The organism is Streptomyces sp. NBC_01142, assembly GCF_026341125.1.
Classification (GTDB): domain Bacteria; phylum Actinomycetota; class Actinomycetes; order Streptomycetales; family Streptomycetaceae; genus Streptomyces.
The window spans coordinates 2,774,971-2,791,192 of sequence record NZ_JAPEOR010000001.1; the positions used below are offsets into that span (position 1 = coordinate 2,774,971).

13 protein-coding genes and 2 pseudogenes are annotated in these 16,222 nt (G+C 70.6%); 11 read left to right on the forward strand and 4 right to left on the reverse strand.

Annotation, left to right across the window (positions count from 1 at the left end):
• Window positions 1-26: 26 nt before the first annotated feature.
• Complete coding sequence (locus OG883_RS12680) at window positions 27-2,888, forward strand: NHLP bacteriocin export ABC transporter permease/ATPase subunit (protein WP_266541477.1); 2,862 nt, start codon at window positions 27-29, stop codon at window positions 2,886-2,888.
• 124 nt (window positions 2,889-3,012) lie between these two features.
• Here the strand turns inward: OG883_RS12680 and OG883_RS12685 are convergent.
• Both OG883_RS12685 and OG883_RS12690 read right to left on the reverse strand, forming a co-directional pair.
• Window positions 3,013-4,652 (reverse strand): annotated as a pseudogene (locus OG883_RS12685) (amino acid permease).
• Window positions 4,607-5,614, reverse strand: coding sequence for a hypothetical protein (locus OG883_RS12690; RefSeq protein ID WP_266539218.1), 1,008 nt, complete (start codon window positions 5,612-5,614; stop codon window positions 4,607-4,609). Before OG883_RS12690 ends, OG883_RS12685 begins: the two are co-directional and overlap by 46 nt.
• A gap of 304 nt (window positions 5,615-5,918) precedes the next feature.
• Between OG883_RS12690 and OG883_RS12695 the strand changes: the two genes are divergently transcribed.
• The 5 genes from OG883_RS12695 to OG883_RS12715 all read left to right on the forward strand — a co-directional run bounded on the left by OG883_RS12695 (window position 5,919) and on the right by OG883_RS12715 (window position 11,222).
• On the forward strand, window positions 5,919-7,367 hold the full coding sequence (locus OG883_RS12695) for an FGGY family carbohydrate kinase (RefSeq protein ID WP_266539221.1): 1,449 nt from the start codon (window positions 5,919-5,921) through the stop codon (window positions 7,365-7,367).
• A 17-nt stretch (window positions 7,368-7,384) separates the two neighbouring features.
• Window positions 7,385-8,794 carry an FAD-dependent oxidoreductase gene (locus OG883_RS12700; protein ID WP_266539224.1) on the forward strand — a complete coding sequence of 470 codons (1,410 nt, stop codon included), beginning with the start codon at window positions 7,385-7,387 and terminating at the stop codon, window positions 8,792-8,794.
• A complete protein-coding gene (locus tag OG883_RS12705) occupies window positions 8,791-10,014 on the forward strand; it encodes an NAD(P)/FAD-dependent oxidoreductase (RefSeq protein WP_266539234.1) in 1,224 nt (407 codons plus the stop codon). Before OG883_RS12700 ends, OG883_RS12705 begins: the two co-directional genes overlap by 4 nt.
• Window positions 10,015-10,096: 82 nt before the next feature.
• A complete protein-coding gene (locus OG883_RS12710; RefSeq protein ID WP_266539237.1) occupies window positions 10,097-10,513 on the forward strand; it encodes a DUF4158 domain-containing protein in 417 nt (138 codons plus the stop codon).
• Entirely contained in the window at window positions 10,503-11,222 is a 720-nt protein-coding gene (locus OG883_RS12715; protein ID WP_266539240.1) for an NUDIX hydrolase, read from the forward strand. Before OG883_RS12710 ends, OG883_RS12715 begins: the two co-directional genes overlap by 11 nt.
• A 2-nt stretch (window positions 11,223-11,224) precedes the next feature.
• Here OG883_RS12715 and OG883_RS12720 read toward each other — a convergent pair whose 3' ends face one another.
• The gene (locus OG883_RS12720; protein ID WP_266539243.1) at window positions 11,225-11,470 is read right to left on the reverse strand and encodes a hypothetical protein; all 246 of its coding nucleotides are present in this window, start codon (window positions 11,468-11,470) and stop codon (window positions 11,225-11,227) included.
• 29 nt (window positions 11,471-11,499) lie between these two features.
• On the opposite strand from OG883_RS12720, the pseudogene OG883_RS12725 reads away from it, so the two are divergent.
• The 4 genes and pseudogenes from OG883_RS12725 to OG883_RS12740 all read left to right on the forward strand — a co-directional run.
• Window positions 11,500-11,796 (forward strand): annotated as a pseudogene (locus OG883_RS12725) (recombinase family protein); the annotation flags it as partial.
• On the forward strand, window positions 11,770-12,048 hold the full coding sequence (locus tag OG883_RS12730) for a helix-turn-helix domain-containing protein (protein ID WP_266539246.1): 279 nt from the start codon (window positions 11,770-11,772) through the stop codon (window positions 12,046-12,048). The pseudogene OG883_RS12725 and the gene OG883_RS12730, both read left to right, overlap by 27 nt.
• A 122-nt stretch (window positions 12,049-12,170) precedes the next feature.
• A complete protein-coding gene (locus OG883_RS12735) occupies window positions 12,171-13,631 on the forward strand; it encodes an AlkA N-terminal domain-containing protein (RefSeq protein WP_266539249.1) in 1,461 nt (486 codons plus the stop codon).
• On the forward strand, window positions 13,628-14,335 hold the full coding sequence (locus OG883_RS12740; protein WP_266539252.1) for a 2OG-Fe(II) oxygenase: 708 nt from the start codon (window positions 13,628-13,630) through the stop codon (window positions 14,333-14,335). Before OG883_RS12735 ends, OG883_RS12740 begins: the two co-directional genes overlap by 4 nt.
• 109 nt (window positions 14,336-14,444) lie before the next feature.
• On the opposite strand, the gene OG883_RS12745 is transcribed toward OG883_RS12740, so the two are convergent.
• Window positions 14,445-14,867, reverse strand: coding sequence for a DUF350 domain-containing protein (locus OG883_RS12745; protein ID WP_266539255.1), 423 nt, complete (start codon window positions 14,865-14,867; stop codon window positions 14,445-14,447).
• 642 nt (window positions 14,868-15,509) lie between these two features.
• On the opposite strand from OG883_RS12745, the gene OG883_RS12750 reads away from it, so the two are divergent.
• Entirely contained in the window at window positions 15,510-15,719 is a 210-nt protein-coding gene (locus OG883_RS12750) for an MbtH family NRPS accessory protein (protein WP_266539258.1), read from the forward strand.
• Window positions 15,720-16,222 lie beyond the last annotated feature (503 nt).

A 16,222-nucleotide genomic window follows, 5' to 3' on the forward strand; every position in this document is an offset into this window, starting at 1 on the left:
GATACCCGTCTCACCCGTCCGCGGTCGTGGGACCGGGCGAGAGCGACGCGGTGACCCACGCGCTGGGCGGACTCGGCTCGCCTGTCGACTGCGCCGGACTGCGCAGCCTGCCACTGGAGGGGCCGCACGTGCTGTGGCTCGTGGTGGGCGGGACCCTGGATCTGTTCGCGGTCGACGCCGCCCAGCAGGGGCACTGGCACTTCCTCGGCCGCCTCGAGACGGGGACTCTGCTGCTCGGCCCGGTCGAAGGTCCTCAGCACACCCTCCTCGGCCGGCCTTCGCAGGACTGCCTGCTGCGCCGGATTCCGCTGCGGGAGCTGTACCGGCCCGAGTACGGCGAGTACGGCGATTCCTTCGCGTACGGCGATTCCTCCGCGTACGGGAGTCAGTACGGCGCCCAGTACGGGGTGGTGGCGCCGACGCCGCTGGAGCATGCCTTCGCGCTCGGCATCGGCCGCAGCCTGGGCGTCCTGTTCGAGGCTCCGCTGGACGGCCGGCCGGTCATCGACGAGGCGGTGGCCGACGACGACATCCTGTGGATGCCGGTGCCTCCCGGCAGCGTGCAGTACGGCGCCTCCTTCAGCGCGGAAGCGGCGAGCGACCTGCTGGTCGACGGCGCGCTGTGGCAGCGGATGGTCAACCAGCAGTACCGGCTGCTGTCCGCGGTGGACGGCTGGATCGAACAGCTCGAGCGCGCTCACGAGGACCGGACCGCGGCCGGTATCAAGGCGGGCGCAGCTGTCCGCGCGCGGGCCGACGAGGCGCTGCTGGCCTCCATCGGCAGACCGGACCGGTCCGGGCGGGCCGCCGCGGGTGTGGACGGCGCCACCGACGACGCGACGTTCGCCGTCTGCCACCGCGTCGCCGAGGCGGCCGGGATCACGCTCTGCGAGCCCTCGAAGGGCGGCGCGGTGGGCGATCGCATCACCCCGGTCGAACGCATCGCGGTCGGCTCCCGCATCCGTACCCGCGCGGTCAGACTCGACGGGCGCTGGTGGCGGTCGAACGCCGGTCCGCTGGTGGGCTACCGGGCCAAGTCCGGAGCCCCGGTCGCCCTGCTGTGGCGCCGTGGCAGGTACGAGGCCGTCAACCCGGCCACGGGCGCGCGGATACGCATCGGCAAGGACAACGCCGAGGAATTCGAGCAGCGTGCCGTCATGTTCTACCGCCCGCTGCCGGAACAGCCGATGACCGCCTGGCGGCTGATGCGCTTCAGCCTGCGCGGCACCCGCCTGGATGTGCGGAACCTGGTCATCAGCGGGCTGGTGACGGTCGGCCTGGGCGGGCTGGTGCCGATCGCGACCGGACAGGTGCTCGGTGTCTACGTACCGAACGCCGAGAGCAGCCTCATCGTGCAGGTCTCCCTGGCCGTCGTGGTCACCAGCATTGTCTCCGCCGCGTTCATGCTGCTGCAGAACCTCACCATCCTCCGTATGGAAGGCCGCATCGAATCGACGCTGCAGCCTGCTGTGTGGGACCGGCTGCTGCGGTTGCCGACGAAGTTCTTCACCGAGCGGTCCACCGGAGAGCTGGCCAGTGCGGCGATGGGGATCAGCTCCATCCGCCGTGTGCTGTCCGGCCTGGGCCCGGTGGCCGTACAGGCAAGCACGGTCGGTGCGATGAACCTGTTCCTGCTGCTCTGGTTCAGCGTGCCGCTGGCGCTGGCGGCGATGGGCATGCTGCTCGTCATCGCCGCCGTGTTCCTGGGGATGGGTCTGTGGCAGCTGCGGTGGCAGCGGCGGCTGGTCGAGCTCGGCAACAAGCTCAACAACCAGGCGTTCCAGACCCTTCGGGGACTGCCCAAACTGCGGGTCGCCGCGGCGGAAAGCTTTGCGTACGCCGCCTGGGCCCGGGAGTTCGCCCGCTCCCGCGAACTGCAGCAGCGGGCGGGCCGCATCAAGAACCTGACCACGGTTCTCGACGCGGTCTATCTGCCGCTCTGTTCGCTCACCCTGTTCATGCTGCTGGCCGGACCGGCTCGCGGCAGCATGACGGCCGGCGAGTTCCTCACCTTCAACACTGCGGTGACCATGCTGCTGACCTCGGTCACCCAGCTCACCGGCCTGCTCGTCTCGGCCGCTGCCGTACTGCCCATGTTCGAGCAGATCAAGCCGGTCCTGGACGAGGCACCGGAGGTCCGCGGTGCCAGCGCGCAGCCCGGCGCGCTGTCCGGCGGGATCGAGGCCAGGAAGCTCTCCTTCCGCTACGCCGACGACGGCCCACTGGTCCTCGACGACGTGTCGCTGCGGGTGCAGCCGGGGGAGTTTGTGGCCATCGTCGGACCCAGCGGCTGCGGCAAGTCGACACTGCTCCGGTTGCTCATCGGATTCGACAAACCGGTCTCCGGCAGCGTGCTGTACGACGGTCAGGACCTGGCCGCACTCGATCAGGCGGCCGTGCGCCGTCAGTGCGGGGTCGTCCTGCAGAACGCTCAGCCGCTCACCGGGTCGATCCTGGACTGCATCTGCGGTGCCGAGGCCTTCTCCCAGGAAGAGGCGTGGGAGGCCGCCGAGATGGCGGGCCTGGCCGAGGACATCAAGCGCATGCCGATGGGTCTGCACACCATGATCTCCGGCGGTGGCGCGATCTCCGGCGGACAGCGGCAGCGCCTGATGATCGCCCAGGCTCTCGTCCGCCGCCCGCGCATCCTCTTCTTCGACGAGGCCACCAGCGCCCTGGACAACGAGACCCAGCGCATCGTGATCGAGAGCACCCGCAGGCTGAGCGCCAGCCGCCTGGTGATCGCGCACCGCCTGTCCACGGTCATGGACGCCGACCGCGTGATCGTCATGGCGGACGGGCGGATCGTCGAACAGGGCCCGCCGGCCGAGCTGCTCGCCGACGCGGGCGGCCGGTTGCACGAACTGGTGCGCCGGCAGATGAGCTGAGCCCGCCCTGCTGGCGGACGGCGCTCCTTCCGCAACACGCCCCGGCCGACGCCACACCGGTCGGCGCCCGTCCTTGTGACGTGCCCCGACCGGTGTCGTGAACGGTGTGGTGAACGGCGATGCGTCAGACGATGTTCTCGGCGATCTCCGCCTGCTCACGGGCGTTTCCGTACGCTGCCGGCGTGCTGTACGAGCGGCGTGCCACGAACCACCACACGGTGGCCAGCACCAGCACCGCGGCCAGCGCGATCGAGGCGTAGTTCATCGAGTCGACCGTCACCGGGTTCGACTGCGGCAGACAGAACAGCACGGTGACACCGGCCACCCACACCACGGCCACCCAGCCGATCGGCTTGCTCCAGCGGCCCAGGTTCCACGGGCCGGGCTCGAAGCGGTTGCCGGCGCGCAGCCTGAGATAGATGGGGATCGCGTACGCCGGGGTGATGCCGATGACGTTGATCGCGGTCACCGCACCGTAGGCGGTGGCGGAGTACAGGGACGGCACAGCCAGCAGGCAGGCGAAGACGACCGAGAGCCACACCGCCGGGACCGGGGTCTGGGTGCGGCTGCTGACCTTGCGCCACAGCGCGGAGCCGGGCAGCGCGTTGTCGCGGCTGAACGCGAACACCATCCGGCTGGCCGCCGCCACCTCGGCGTTGCCGCAGAACAGCTGCGCCACGATCACGACAAGGAGCAGGGCCGTGGCACCGCCGTTGCCGAGGGCGTCCAGCAGGATCTGCGCGGGCGGCACGTTGGTGGAGGTTTCCTGGGTGCCTGTGTAGTCCTGGATGGCGAAGGTCAGGCCCGCCAGCAAGGCGAAACCGGCGATCCAGGAGACCCAGATGGAACGCACGATGCCCTTGGCGGCCGAGACGGAGGCGTTGGACGTCTCCTCCGACAGATGCGCCGAGGCGTCGTAGCCGGAGAAGGTGTACTGCGCCAGCAGCAGGCCGATCGCGGCCACATAGACGGGGTTGTCCCAGCCGGTGCCGTTGACGAACTCGCCGAAGACGAACTCGGGGACTGGTGGTTGGAGGGGACAATGGCCAGGGCGCCCACGATCAGGGCGACGCCGCCCAGATGCCACCACACGCTGATCGAGTTGAGGACGCTGACCAGCCGTACGCCGAAGAGGTTCAAGGTGGCGTGGAGCAGCAGAATGCACATGAAAATGATCATGGTGGAGCCGGGTGTGGGTTCAAATCCCCACTGCAGATTCAGGAAAGCGCCGGTGAACAGGGCGCAGCCGTAGTCGATGCCCGCGATCGCACCCAGCAGACCGAGAAGATTGAGCCAGCCGGTGTACCAGCCCCACTTACGGCCGCCGAGCCGGTCGGCCATGTAGTAGAGCGCACCGGAGGTGGGGTACGCGCTCGTCACCTCGGCCAGCGCCAAGCCGACGCAGAGGACGAACAGGCCGACGCCCACCCAGCCCCACATCATCACTGCCGGGCCGCCGGTGTTCAGCCCGAAGCCGTACAGCGTCATACAGCCGGACAGGATCGAGATGACGGAGAAGCTGATGGCGAAGTTGCCGAAGCCTCCCATGCGGCGCGCCAGAACCGGCTGGTAGCCGAGTTCCCGCAGCCGCTCCTCCTCGTCCTTGGGGGGAGCCGGGTCCGGACTCGACCACGTGGGCGGGGATATGGACATCGAAGTACCTCCGGGGGAAAGGAAGATGCACTGAGCGGACAGGGACAGGGGGAGAGAGCGGTGGATCAGTCGCGCCACCCGACGCCGGCATCGCGCGCGGCGGCGAGACATCGGCTGCGGGCACGGAGAAACATCTCTTCCGCCAGGCTCGCGTCGCCCGGACTGCGCGTGCGGTACGCCCACGGAAGGGTGGTGTAGTACGGGCCCAGTGCCTCGAAGACCCGTGCGCCGTCGGTGAACTGGTGCGCGCCCCACAGCGCGTGGGCGAGATGGTCGAGATCGAGCAGGGAGCACCCGGCCGGGGAAACGTTGTCGAACCAGAGGTGCAGTGCGCGGCGGGCGTCACGGGCCGCGTCGTCGGTCACCCAGTGGAGATCCAGCGCCTTCTCGTTGCCCTTCCCCCGGCGGTAGCGCTCGACCCGGACGTACAGCGGAAGGGCCAGCAGCGACGATCCGACCGGAGCCGAAGACGCCGCCCACTGAACGAAGTTGACCGCCTCGGACAGATGGCCGCCGGTCCTGCGGGCGTACACGAACTGCAGCATCCGGTGGTACGCCTCGCGGTTGTGCGGGTCGCGCTTGTCGGCCTGCGCCAGCAGACCCCACGGGCCGGGGAACAGCATCGGACCCGGCGGTGCCATCCGGTGCTCGTCCAGCCGCTGGTCCTCGTCGAGCTGGGACAGAGCCAGCAGGCACACCCAGGGCACCGGATCCTCCGGGGCGTGGTGCGCGGCGATCCGGCACGCCTCCCACGCTTCGTGCCACAGCTCCCGGGTGCGCTGGTGCCCTTCGCGGTGGGCCCGTAACGCCCGCTCCACCACGATCCGGCAGTGCATCACGGTCGCGGCGACACTGTGGGGTTCCTCGGTCCGCCAGGCCCGCACCGCATCGGATCCGGCGGCCACTGCGGCGAGCACCTGGGTCCGCTGGGTCCATCGCGTCCAGTCGGTGGTGGTGGTCAGCAGATTTCGCATCGACAGCCATCGGCCGGTGCGTAAGTCCTGCATGACGGTGCGCAGTTCGTTGTCGTGACCCGCCGGGTGATACACCGGGCGGAACTCGTCATGGGGCATCAGTCGGCAGGGCGTGTGGCGGTCGTCATGGGCCGGGGTCCTCTGGGGACGGTGGGGGGGCGAGGCGTTCCAGTGGTCAAGTGGGCGGCCGGCAGTGGCGAGGGTGACGTGCCGGCCCTCGCCCTGCTTTCTGTGCGTCGCCGATCTTACTCAAACGTACTGTGACGGCAAGGATTTGATGATGCGTCAGTGACTGAGGAGGCGAACCGGCGCCGATGGCGCAACCCCCTTGACGGCGGCCGTGCCCTGCTTCACCCTTTCGTCAGCGATCAAGGTTTCCGTCTACCGAGGAACGGGGTGGCCGATGACAGGCCCTGTGCTTGCCGTCGACCAGGGCACATCCGGCACAAAGGCGCTGGTCATCTGCCCCGACCGGGGTGTCATCGGCTCCGGCGCCGCACCTGTGAGCCCTCGCTACGGCTCCGGCGGACGTGTCGAGGCCGACCCTGCCGCGCTCCTCTCCTCGGTCGTCGACGCCGGGCGCCGGGCCCTGGCGCAGGCCGGGGAACCGGTCGCCGCCGTGGGCCTCGCCAACCAGGGCGAGACGGTTCTGGCCTGGGACCCCGCCACGGGAGACCCGCTGACCGAGGCGATCGTCTGGCAGGACCGCCGCGCCGAGCCGCTGTGCACCGAACTCGCCCCGCACGCCGAGAAGCTGACCCAGCTGACCGGGCTGCCTCTCGATCCGTACTTCGCCGCGCCAAAGATGGCGTGGATACGCCGTGAACTCACCCGGGAAGGTGTCGTCACCACCAGTGACGCCTGGCTGATCCACCGGCTGACCGGAGCGTTCGTCACGGACGCGGCGACCGCCGGACGCACCCAGCTGCTGGACCTCGACCGTGTCACCTGGTCGCCGGAGGCGCTCGACATCTTCGGCCTGGCCGAGGAGCGGATGCCCGAGGTCGTCGACGTGGACGGCGCCGTCGGCATCACCACCGCCTTCGGCGCGCCCTTGCCGCTCACCGGCCTTCTCGTCGACCAGCAGGCCGCACTGTTCGCCCAGCGCGTCACCGAACCGGGCACCGCCAAGTGCACCTACGGCACCGGGGCGTTCCTGCTCGCCCAGACCGGCCCCCGCCCGCGCCGTACCGGCAACGGCCTGGTCAGCTGTGTCGCATGGCGGCTCGCCGGACGCACCAGCTACTGCCTCGACGGGCAGGTCTACACGGCAGCCTCGGCCGTCCGCTGGCTCACCGACCTCGGAGTGATCTCGGGCGCGGCAGACCTGGACCCGGTCGGCTCCGCCGTGCCGGACAGCGGCGGCGTCACCTTCGTACCGGCGCTCGCCGGCCTCGCCGCCCCCTGGTGGCGCGGCGACCTGCGGGGCTCGCTGACCGGCCTCGGCCTGGACACCGGCCCCGGGCATCTCGTGCGGGCCCTGTGCGAAGGCATCGCCGCGCAGGTCGTCGAGCTCACCGACGCGGTCGCCGCCGACCTCGGCGCGCCGCTGACCTCTCTGCGCGTCGACGGCGGCCTGACCCGCTCCGCCCTGCTCATGCAGACCCAGGCCGATCTGCTCCAACTGCCCGTCGAGGTATCGGCGTTGCCCGATGCGACCGCGCTGGGGGTCGGCGCCGTGGCGATGCTGGGTATGGATCCGAGCCTGACGGCCGAGGAAGCCGTCCCGGCCTGGAAGCCGTCCGCCGTCTACGAGCCGCGGATCAGTGAGGCCGCGGCCGCCGAACGCCTCGCGGGCTTCCGCGCCCAGGTCGAAGCGCTGCTGGACCGTACGCCGCCGGCCGCCCACTGAAGGACAGAACAGGCACCATGACCGTCACGACCGCAGGGGAACTGCCGGACACCGTCCACGACGTGATCGTCGTCGGCGCCGGTGTGGTCGGCACGGCCATCGCCCGCGAACTCGCCCGCCACCGGCTGCGTACCGCCCTCCTCGATGCCTGCGACGACGTCGGCAGTGGCACGTCGAAGGCGAACACGGCGATCGTGCACACCGGCTTCGACGCCGTGCCGGGATCCCTGGAATCCCGGCTCGTACGCGAAGGGCAGCGGCGGCTGGCCGCGTACGCCACGGAAACCGGCATCCCCGTCGAGCCGCTCGGCGCGCTCCTCGTCGCCTGGGACCAGGAGCAGCTCGCCGCCCTCCCCGGGCTCGCCGCCAAGGCCGAACGCAACGGCTACCACGACGCGCGCCTGATCTGCGCCGACGAGGTGCGTGTACGAGAGCCGCACCTCGGACCGGGCGCACTCGGCGCGCTCGACGTCCCGGGCGAAAGCATCATCTGCCCCTGGACGACAACACTCGCGTACGCCACCCAGGCCGTCCGCGGCGGCGTCGATCTGCATCTGAACTGCCGGGTGGAGTCCGTGACCAGCGGCACCCACCACGAACTTGCCACCACCCGAGGCCTGTTGCGCACGCGCTACCTCGTCAACGCCGCCGGTCTGTACGCCGACGCACTCGACCGGCAGCTCGGACACGGGGACTTCACCGTCACCCCCCGCCGCGGCCAGCTGATCGTCTTCGACAAGCTCGCCCGTGACCTGGTCCGCCATATCCTGCTGCCGGTCCCGACCGCGCTCGGCAAGGGCGTGCTGGTGGCGCCCACCGTGTACGGCAATGTGATGCTCGGCCCGACCGCCGAGGACGTCGACGACAAGGAAGCCACCGCATCGACGGCCGAAGGGCTGGCCGCCCTGCGCGAGAAGGGCCGGCGGATCATGCCCGAGCTGCTCGACGAGGAGGTCACCGCCGTCTACGCGGGACTGCGCGCCGCCACCGAGCACGACGACTACCGGATCCGCGCCCACGCGCGGCAGCGGTACATCGCCGTGGGCGGCATCCGCTCCACCGGACTGACCGCCTCCATGGCCATCGCCGCGTACGTCACCGAGCTGCTCGCCGACGCCGGGCTCGGCCTCGGGCCGGCGAGTGAACTGGAGCCCCTGCGCATGCCCAACCTCGGGGAGGCACTTCCGCGCCCCTACCAACGCGCCGACCTCATCGCGGCGGACCCCGCGTACGGCACGCTCGTCTGCCACTGCGAACGTGTCTCGCGCGGTGAGATCCGCGATGCGCTGGACAGTACGGTCCCGCCGGGCTCGCTCGACGGACTCCGGCGCCGTACCCGTGCACGAGGCGGCCGCTGCCAGGGCTTCTACTGCGGGCCGGCCGTGCGCGACCTCTTCGAGGCCGGACAGCTCGGGGCGGGGCGATGAGCCGGCGGACACGTACGGCCGACGTCCTCGTCGTCGGCGCGGGCCCGGCCGGACTCGCCGCAGCCGCGCGGCTGGCCGCGGCGGGCGCGGGCCGCGTCGAGATCCTCGAGCGCGAACAGCAGCCCGGCGGCATCCCGCGCCACTGCCACCACGGCGGCTTCGGGCTGCGCGACCTGCGCCGTCCGATGAACGGCCCGCAGTACGTCCGCCACCTCGTCGACGCCGCGGTACGTGCCGGAGCGGACCTGCGCACCGGCGTCACCGTCACGGGATGGGCAGGCTCGCGCACCGTGGACACCACGAGCCCGGCAGGCCTGGAACGGATCACCGCACGGGCGGTCGTCCTGGCCACCGGAGCGCGCGAACGGCCGCGCAGCGCCCGGCTGGTGCCCGGCACCCGGCCGGCCGGGGTGCTCACGACGGGCGAGCTCCAGCAGGCGGTCCACCTCCACGGGCAGCGGGTCGGCAGCCGCGCCGTCGTCGTCGGCGCGGAGCCCGTCGCCTTCTCCGCGGTGGGCACCCTCCGGGCGGGCGGCGTCGAGGTCGTCGCGATGGTCACCGACCAGGCGCGCCCGCCGCAGACACTGCTCCGCGGCATCCCGCTGCTCACCCATGCCACGGTGACCGGACTGACCGGCCGGGGCCGCCTGACCGGAGTCGGGCTGCGGCACCGGGACGGCAGAACCACCACCGTCGGCTGCGACACCGTCGTCTTCACCGGCGACTGGATCCCCGACCACGAGCTGGCCAGACGCGGCGGAATCACGCTCGACCCCGGCACCCGGGGACCGGCCGTCGATGCCGCGTTCCGTACGGACGAGTCCGGCGTCTTCGCCGTCGGTAATCTGCTGCACGGAGGCGAGCGGGCGGACACCGCCGCCGAGGAGGGACGGCACGCCGCGGGCCCTGTACTGCGGCACCTCGCCGGGGAGCAATGGCCCACAACCACGCTGCCCGTGCAGGTCGAATGGCCGCTGTGCTGGGCCGCACCCAACATCATCGACCCCGACGGGCCGGCACCACGGCACGGCCGGTTCACACTGCGGACGTCCCGGACACTCGCCGGGCCGCGCCTTGTCGTCACCCAGGACGACCAGGTCCTGCACCGGCAACGTCTGCTCCGTCCCGCGGTGCCGGGGGGCCGTGCGCTCCAGTTGCGCGCCGACTGGATCAGTGGCGTGGACGTACGGGGCGGCCCCGTGCTGATCGCCGCGTACTGAACCCGCTACCGACTCCGGTACCGCATCCCGGGGTGCCGGTAAGAACTCTGTCGTTGAAGCCGGGCCGGGACGATCGGCGATCGTGGCACGGGCGCCGATGGATGTTGACGAGCTGGTTGAGCACTGGACGCTGCTGAAGGACGAGCAGGCGCTCGTGGCGGGCAAGCGTGGTGCGACGCGGTTGGGCTTCGCTGTGCTGCTGAAGTACTACACGCAGTACGGGCGGTTTCCCCGGGGCCGGTTCGAGCTGCCGGGCGAGGCCGTGGAGTTCGTCGCGCGGCAGGTGCAGGTACCCGCGTCCGAGCTGGGGGCGTACGAGTGGACCGGCCGGACGATCGAGTATCACCGTGCGCAGATCTGCGGGCACCTGGGCTTCCGTGAGTGCACCGTTGCGGACGCGGACAAGCTGACGCCTGGCTGGCCGAGCACGTCGCGTGCAAGGAACGGCGGCATCTACGATGGGCCGGTGACCGAGACACTGCCCCCCCGTGGGCATTGACCTCTTCGACGTTGAACGGCTCCTGCTGACCGAAGCTGCGGAGCCGCCGCTGCCGCCCCAGGACGCTGAGGCCCGAGACCGGGTGTGGGACATGGCAGTCCGGGCCAACCCCACCCTCTTCGACGGGCCTGTGGTGGCGTGTGGGGGACTGGAGCGGACTGGCCCGCGCATCCTGCGCCTCTCCTGGGTGCGTGTGACCTACCGGCACTACGCCTTGCGTCGCGTTCCCGGCGCCACCGCACTGCCCTCGTTGTTCGTGAACGTCGTCCAGCCGACAGACGACGGCCGTGTGCTGGCAGCGAGGATGTCGCCCTCTACGGCCGCCCCGGGCCGCTGGCAGCTGCCAGGGGGGTCTGTGGAGCCTCCCCAGAACGGGGCGGTGCTGGACGAGTCGGCACTCGCCGGCCAGGCCGCGCGAGAGCTCGCTGAGGAGGTGGGGATCGGCGCGGCCACCGAGGACCTGAAGCTGTGGGTCGTCACCCGCGGCGAGAACAGCAGCATCGGCCTGACCTACCTCGCCCCGGCTCTTCCCGAGGAAACGCTGCGCGCAGACTTCACCGCTGCTGCAGCAGCCGAGCGCGTCCAGGGCCGCGAACCTGAACTCGACGACATCGCCCTGGTGCGCTCGCCGGACGAACTGGCCGGTCTGGCCGGTCCACACGCGGACTATCTGGAGCCGATCGCCTGCCGCTTCTCCGGGTGCCGCTGAGGTCAGACGCGGGCGAGGAAGTCGCGTCCCCGTTCGTCGAGCTCGGCCACGCACCGCAGGCCACGGGCCCGGAAGCGTGCGAGGTCGCTGCGCATGCGGGAGACCGCCTTTCGGGTGCGGACGGAGCGGACACCGCCCATGTGGTCGAAGGCCCGGTGCCAGGTGGCGCACGCCTGCTCAACGCTGCCGCGCTTGAGGTGCATCTCCGCGCCTGCGACCAGGTCCAGGGCAACGATGCGCGCGTACATCGACGGCCGATCAGGACCCCGATCATCAGATCGACGCACTACTCCACCACGATGTCGACCGCGACAACATCCACGCCGACGTCGCCAGCGGCGCGAAGGCGTCCCGCCCGAAGCTCGACCTCGTCATGCAGCTGCTTAGCGAAGGCGACACGCTGCAGGTCACCCAGCTCGACCGGCTCTCCCGCTCCGTGCTGCACCAGGTGACCCTCGGCGCCGAACTGCGCGAGCGCGGCATCGGGCTGCACGTCATCGAGCAGGGCATCGACACCGCCACCACGTAGGGCCGGGCGACGTTCGGGATGCTGTCCGTACTGGCAGAGCTTCAGCGCGAGCTGATCGTGGCGAACACCAACGACGGACTCGCCTCCGCACAGGCTCGCGGCCGGGTCGGCGGGCGCCGGCCACGCTTCACCGAGGACCAGGCCGCACTCGCCCAACGGCTCTACGACGAGCGGGAGAAGACCGTCCAGCAGATCGCCGACATGTTCGGCGTGCCGAGGCCAACGGTGTACGGGCACCTCGACAAGACCAAGACCGTCCCTCGTCAGCCCAAGAAGACCGTGGTCACGAAGCCCTGACCGATCGATTGCGGCTGGTGACAGAGTTCTTACCGGCACCCCATACCATGCGGAACCCCCGCCCGAACGCCGTGTCCGATTTCCGCCAGCCCCGGGCCCGCGGCGGTGCCCATACTGGCCCCATGACGATCGAGGACAGCAGGTACGAGGCGGTGAGCAGCAAAGATGCCCGGTTCGACGGGGTGTTCTTCTTCGCCGTGTCCACCACCGGGATCTACTGCCGGCCCAGTTGCCCCGCGGTCACCCCCAAGCGCCAGAACGTGTCGTTCTACCGGACCGCCGCAGCGGCACAGGGCGCGGGCTTCCGGGCCTGCCGTCGCTGCCGCCCCGACGCCGTGCCCGGCTCCGCCGAGTGGAACGCCCGCGCCGATGTCGTCGGCCGCGCCATGCGGCTGATCGGCGACGGGATCGTGGACCGGGAGGGTGTGGCGGGTCTCGCCACCCGGCTGGGGTACAGCGCCCGGCAGGTGCAGCGGCAGCTGAACGCCGAACTCGGCGCGGGCCCCATCGCGCTGGCGCGGGCGCAGCGCGGTCACACCGCGCGCGTCCTGCTCCAGACGACCACGATGCAGACGGCGGAGATCGCGTTCGCGGCCGGGTTCGCGAGTGTGCGGCAGTTCAACGACACCATGCGGGAGATCTACGCGGCCACCCCCAGCGAACTCCGCTCCGCGAGGACCGGGCGCACCTCGCGCTTCGGCCCCATCGCCCAGGAGAACGGGGCCGCCGCCGGAGTCCCGCTGCGGCTGGCCTACCGCGGCCCCTACGCCTCCGTGGAGGTCTTCGACTACCTCGGCAGCCGCGCGATCACGGGGATCGAAGAGATCGTCGGCGAGCGCGGCTCCCGGATCTACCGCAGGACCCTCCGGCTGCCCGGCGGGTCCGGTATCGCCGAGGTCGGCGAACAGACAGGCCCCGGAGGCTGGCTCGCATGCCGGCTGCACCTCACGGACCTGCGCGACCTGACGACGGCCACCCAGCGGATGCGCCGCCTCTTCGACCTGGACGCCGACCCGTGCGCCGTCGCCGACCGGCTCGGCGCCGACCCGTCCCTGGCCCCGCTCGTCGCCGCCCGCCCGGGGCTGCGAGCCCCGGGGACCGCCGACCCCCACGAACTCGCCGTACGGGCGGTGCTGGGCGACCGACGGCTCGGCGACGCACTGGTGGCGGCGTACGGGCAGCGGCTGTGTGAGCCGAGCGGCGGTCTCACCCATCTGTTCCCGCAGCCGGACGCCCTCGCCGAGGCCCCTCTGGACGAGGCCGGTCTGGAGGCACTCGCGATGCCCGACGCGCGCCGCGCCACGCTCCGTACCCTCACCGCAGCACTCGCCGAGGGCGCGATCGCCCTCGACCCCGGCGCCGCCCGGGACGAGACCGAACGAGAGCTGCTCGCCCTGCCCGGCATCGGCCCGTGGACGGCCGGCTACATCCGGATGCGCGCGCTCGGCGACCCCGACGTCCTGCTGTCCGGGGACGCGGCGGTCCGGGCCGGGATGCGACGCGCGGGATCGACGACGGCCGACGCCCAAGGGTGGCGGCCCTGGAGTTCGTACGCCATGCACCACTTCTGGAACACGCCATGAGCACCCCCACGAAGCGGCCTCGCGCCGACTGGAGTGCCCTCGCCGAAGAGATCGACGAGTACGGCTGCGCGCTGACGCCGCCGGTTCTCACCCCCGCCCAGTGCCGGTCCGTCGCGGAGCTGTACGACGAGACGGACCGATTCCGCTCCACCGTCGACATGGCCCGCTACCGCTTCGGCTCCGGCCAGTACCGTTACTTCGCCGCGCCGCTGCCCGCGCTCGTTCAGGAGCTGCGGGAGACGTTCTACCCCCGTCTGCTGCCGATAGCCCGCGACTGGGCCGAGCGCCTCGGCCGGCCGGCACCCTGGCCGGATAGCCTGGCGGAGTGGCTGGCCATGTGCCACGAGGCCGGACAGACCAAGTCGTCGCAGATCCTGCTGCGGTACGGCGCCGAGGACTGGAACGCCCTGCACCGCGACCTGTTCGGCGATGCCGTCTTCCCCCTCCAGGTCGTCATCGGCCTCGACGAGCCTCAAGTCGACTACACAGGGGGAGAGTTCCTGCTCGTCGAGCAGCGGCCGCGGGCGCAGTCGCGCGGCACGGCGACGCTGCTGAAGCAGGGCCACGCCCTGATCTTCACCACCCGCGACCGCCCGGTCCGCTCACAGCGCGGCTGGTCGGCCTCCCCGGTGCGCCACGGGGTCAGCGCGGTGCGCTCGGGGAAGCGGCACTCACTGGGCCTGGTCTTCCACGAGGCGTCGTGACGTCACACGGAGTCTGTGGCGCAAGCCCCTCCCGGGACTCCGGGTGGACCCCGAAAATATCAACCGGCCCGCAGGTGAGGAGGCATCCTGGCCGGGCTGCTCGGGTAGCTCAGGCGATCGACGCCGAGACGATCGCCGACACCGCGATGTTGCAGGAGGCGGTCACCCACACCGCCGGGTGCGGCTCCGGCTCGACCAGGGTCGCGCCCAGCTTGCCCGGCGTGACCAGGTCCACCATCAGGAAGGCCACCGCCATCATCACCAGGCCCAGCAGACCGAACGCGGCGGTCGATGCCAGGCCCTTGCCGAAGTTGTCGTACGTCGTCCAGATCGAGGTGAACACGATGCCGCCGATGCCCAGCAGCGCGGAGCTCAGCAGTAGTGCGGCGTTGCGGTTGCGGTCCTCCCATATCTGCCGGCCGAGTTTTCCGGGCGTCAGCAGGTCGATCAGGACGATGCCGAGGATCAGGAGGACCACACCGAGGGCGCCGTACGCGCTCGCGCGGCCAAGTCCGTTGACGATGTCGCTCATTGAGGGGCCGGTCTCCGTGTCGATGAATTGGTACTGGTCAAGGGCGCGCAAAATCTACCGCACGGTTCCGGCCAGTGGATCAGGGCCCGGGTGGGAGGGGTCTTCTGCCCTGCTTTCGACCCGACCGTCGCCTCCGCGGCCCAAGGTCGCACTCGGACGGTACTCGGCCAACCCTTCGGCCCTTGTGTGGAGCCCGCGGCATTGCTGCCCGGCGCGCCCAGGGGATGAGCGGTTTCTTCACGACCCCGTGAGCGGAGGATCCTGAACGGGGTCTTACGGTGCGCCATCAGGCCGAAGTCGGCAGAAGGACCCAATTGGCGGCTGCAACAGGGAGTTTGATGAAGCGTCAACGAGCCAAGGATCTTGACAAGGACTCCCGGCCATCTCACGATTGAAACACGCATGACCCCTGTCAGTGAACTACAGGGAGCGGGTACCGATCAGAGCTCACAAGATCGGTTTGGCCGAAAATGCCGAATCGCATCGCCTCGCCACATTTCACTAGTTGTCCTGAAGAGAACCGCCCTGGCGGACGTCTCCGGTGCGTTGATGTACCGGGCGGCCAACATGAACACAACATCTGGCTCGGCGCGACGGCATGGCCTCGCACGGATGCATCAATCGCTAAAACGGGGAGCAGTCATGGCAGAAGTCAACGATGAGATCACTTACGTCGTGGTAGTGAACGGCGAGGAGCAGTATTCGATCTGGGTGTCCGGCCGTGAATTGCCGGACGGCTGGCGACAGGTCGGCGTGACGGGTACGAAGCAGGAATGTCTGTCCCATATTGAAGAAGTGTGGACTGACATGCGCCCCTTGAGCCTTCGCCGGTCGATGGCCCAGTCGCGGTAACTGTTCCCTCGATTCTCCTGGTTGTGCCAGTGGAGATGTGAGCGGATACGGGCGAAATGCCCGGACTCCGAGGCGTTGTCGTCGAACGGGAACGCGGAGGCCGTGCGCCGCTGGTGTTCCTCGGTGCGGTCCCGCAGCCGCCCCGGCCCGGACCACGGGGCGGGGCGCGTCGGGCGTCCTCGGCTGTCTTCGGCGCGGCGGCGCCGGCGGGCGCACATCACGTGCAGCGGCTGCGGACGCCCCTCCGCCCGCACCCCGTACGCGTCCGCCGACTCCTTCTACGGCCCACCAGCCCTCCTCGCCCCGGCCCGACTTGTGTCCGAACGCCGACGCGGCAACTTCGGCGCGGTCGTGCTGTGGGGAGGCATCGGCGCCGCCGGCTCCTCGTTCGCGGGCGGCGGCCGATCCGGGGTCGCGAGGGCACACCCATCGACCGCAGTGACCGATTTGTACCGCATCACCGCAGTTCACGAGTTGCCCTGAACAGTTGCAAAACAGCTAAC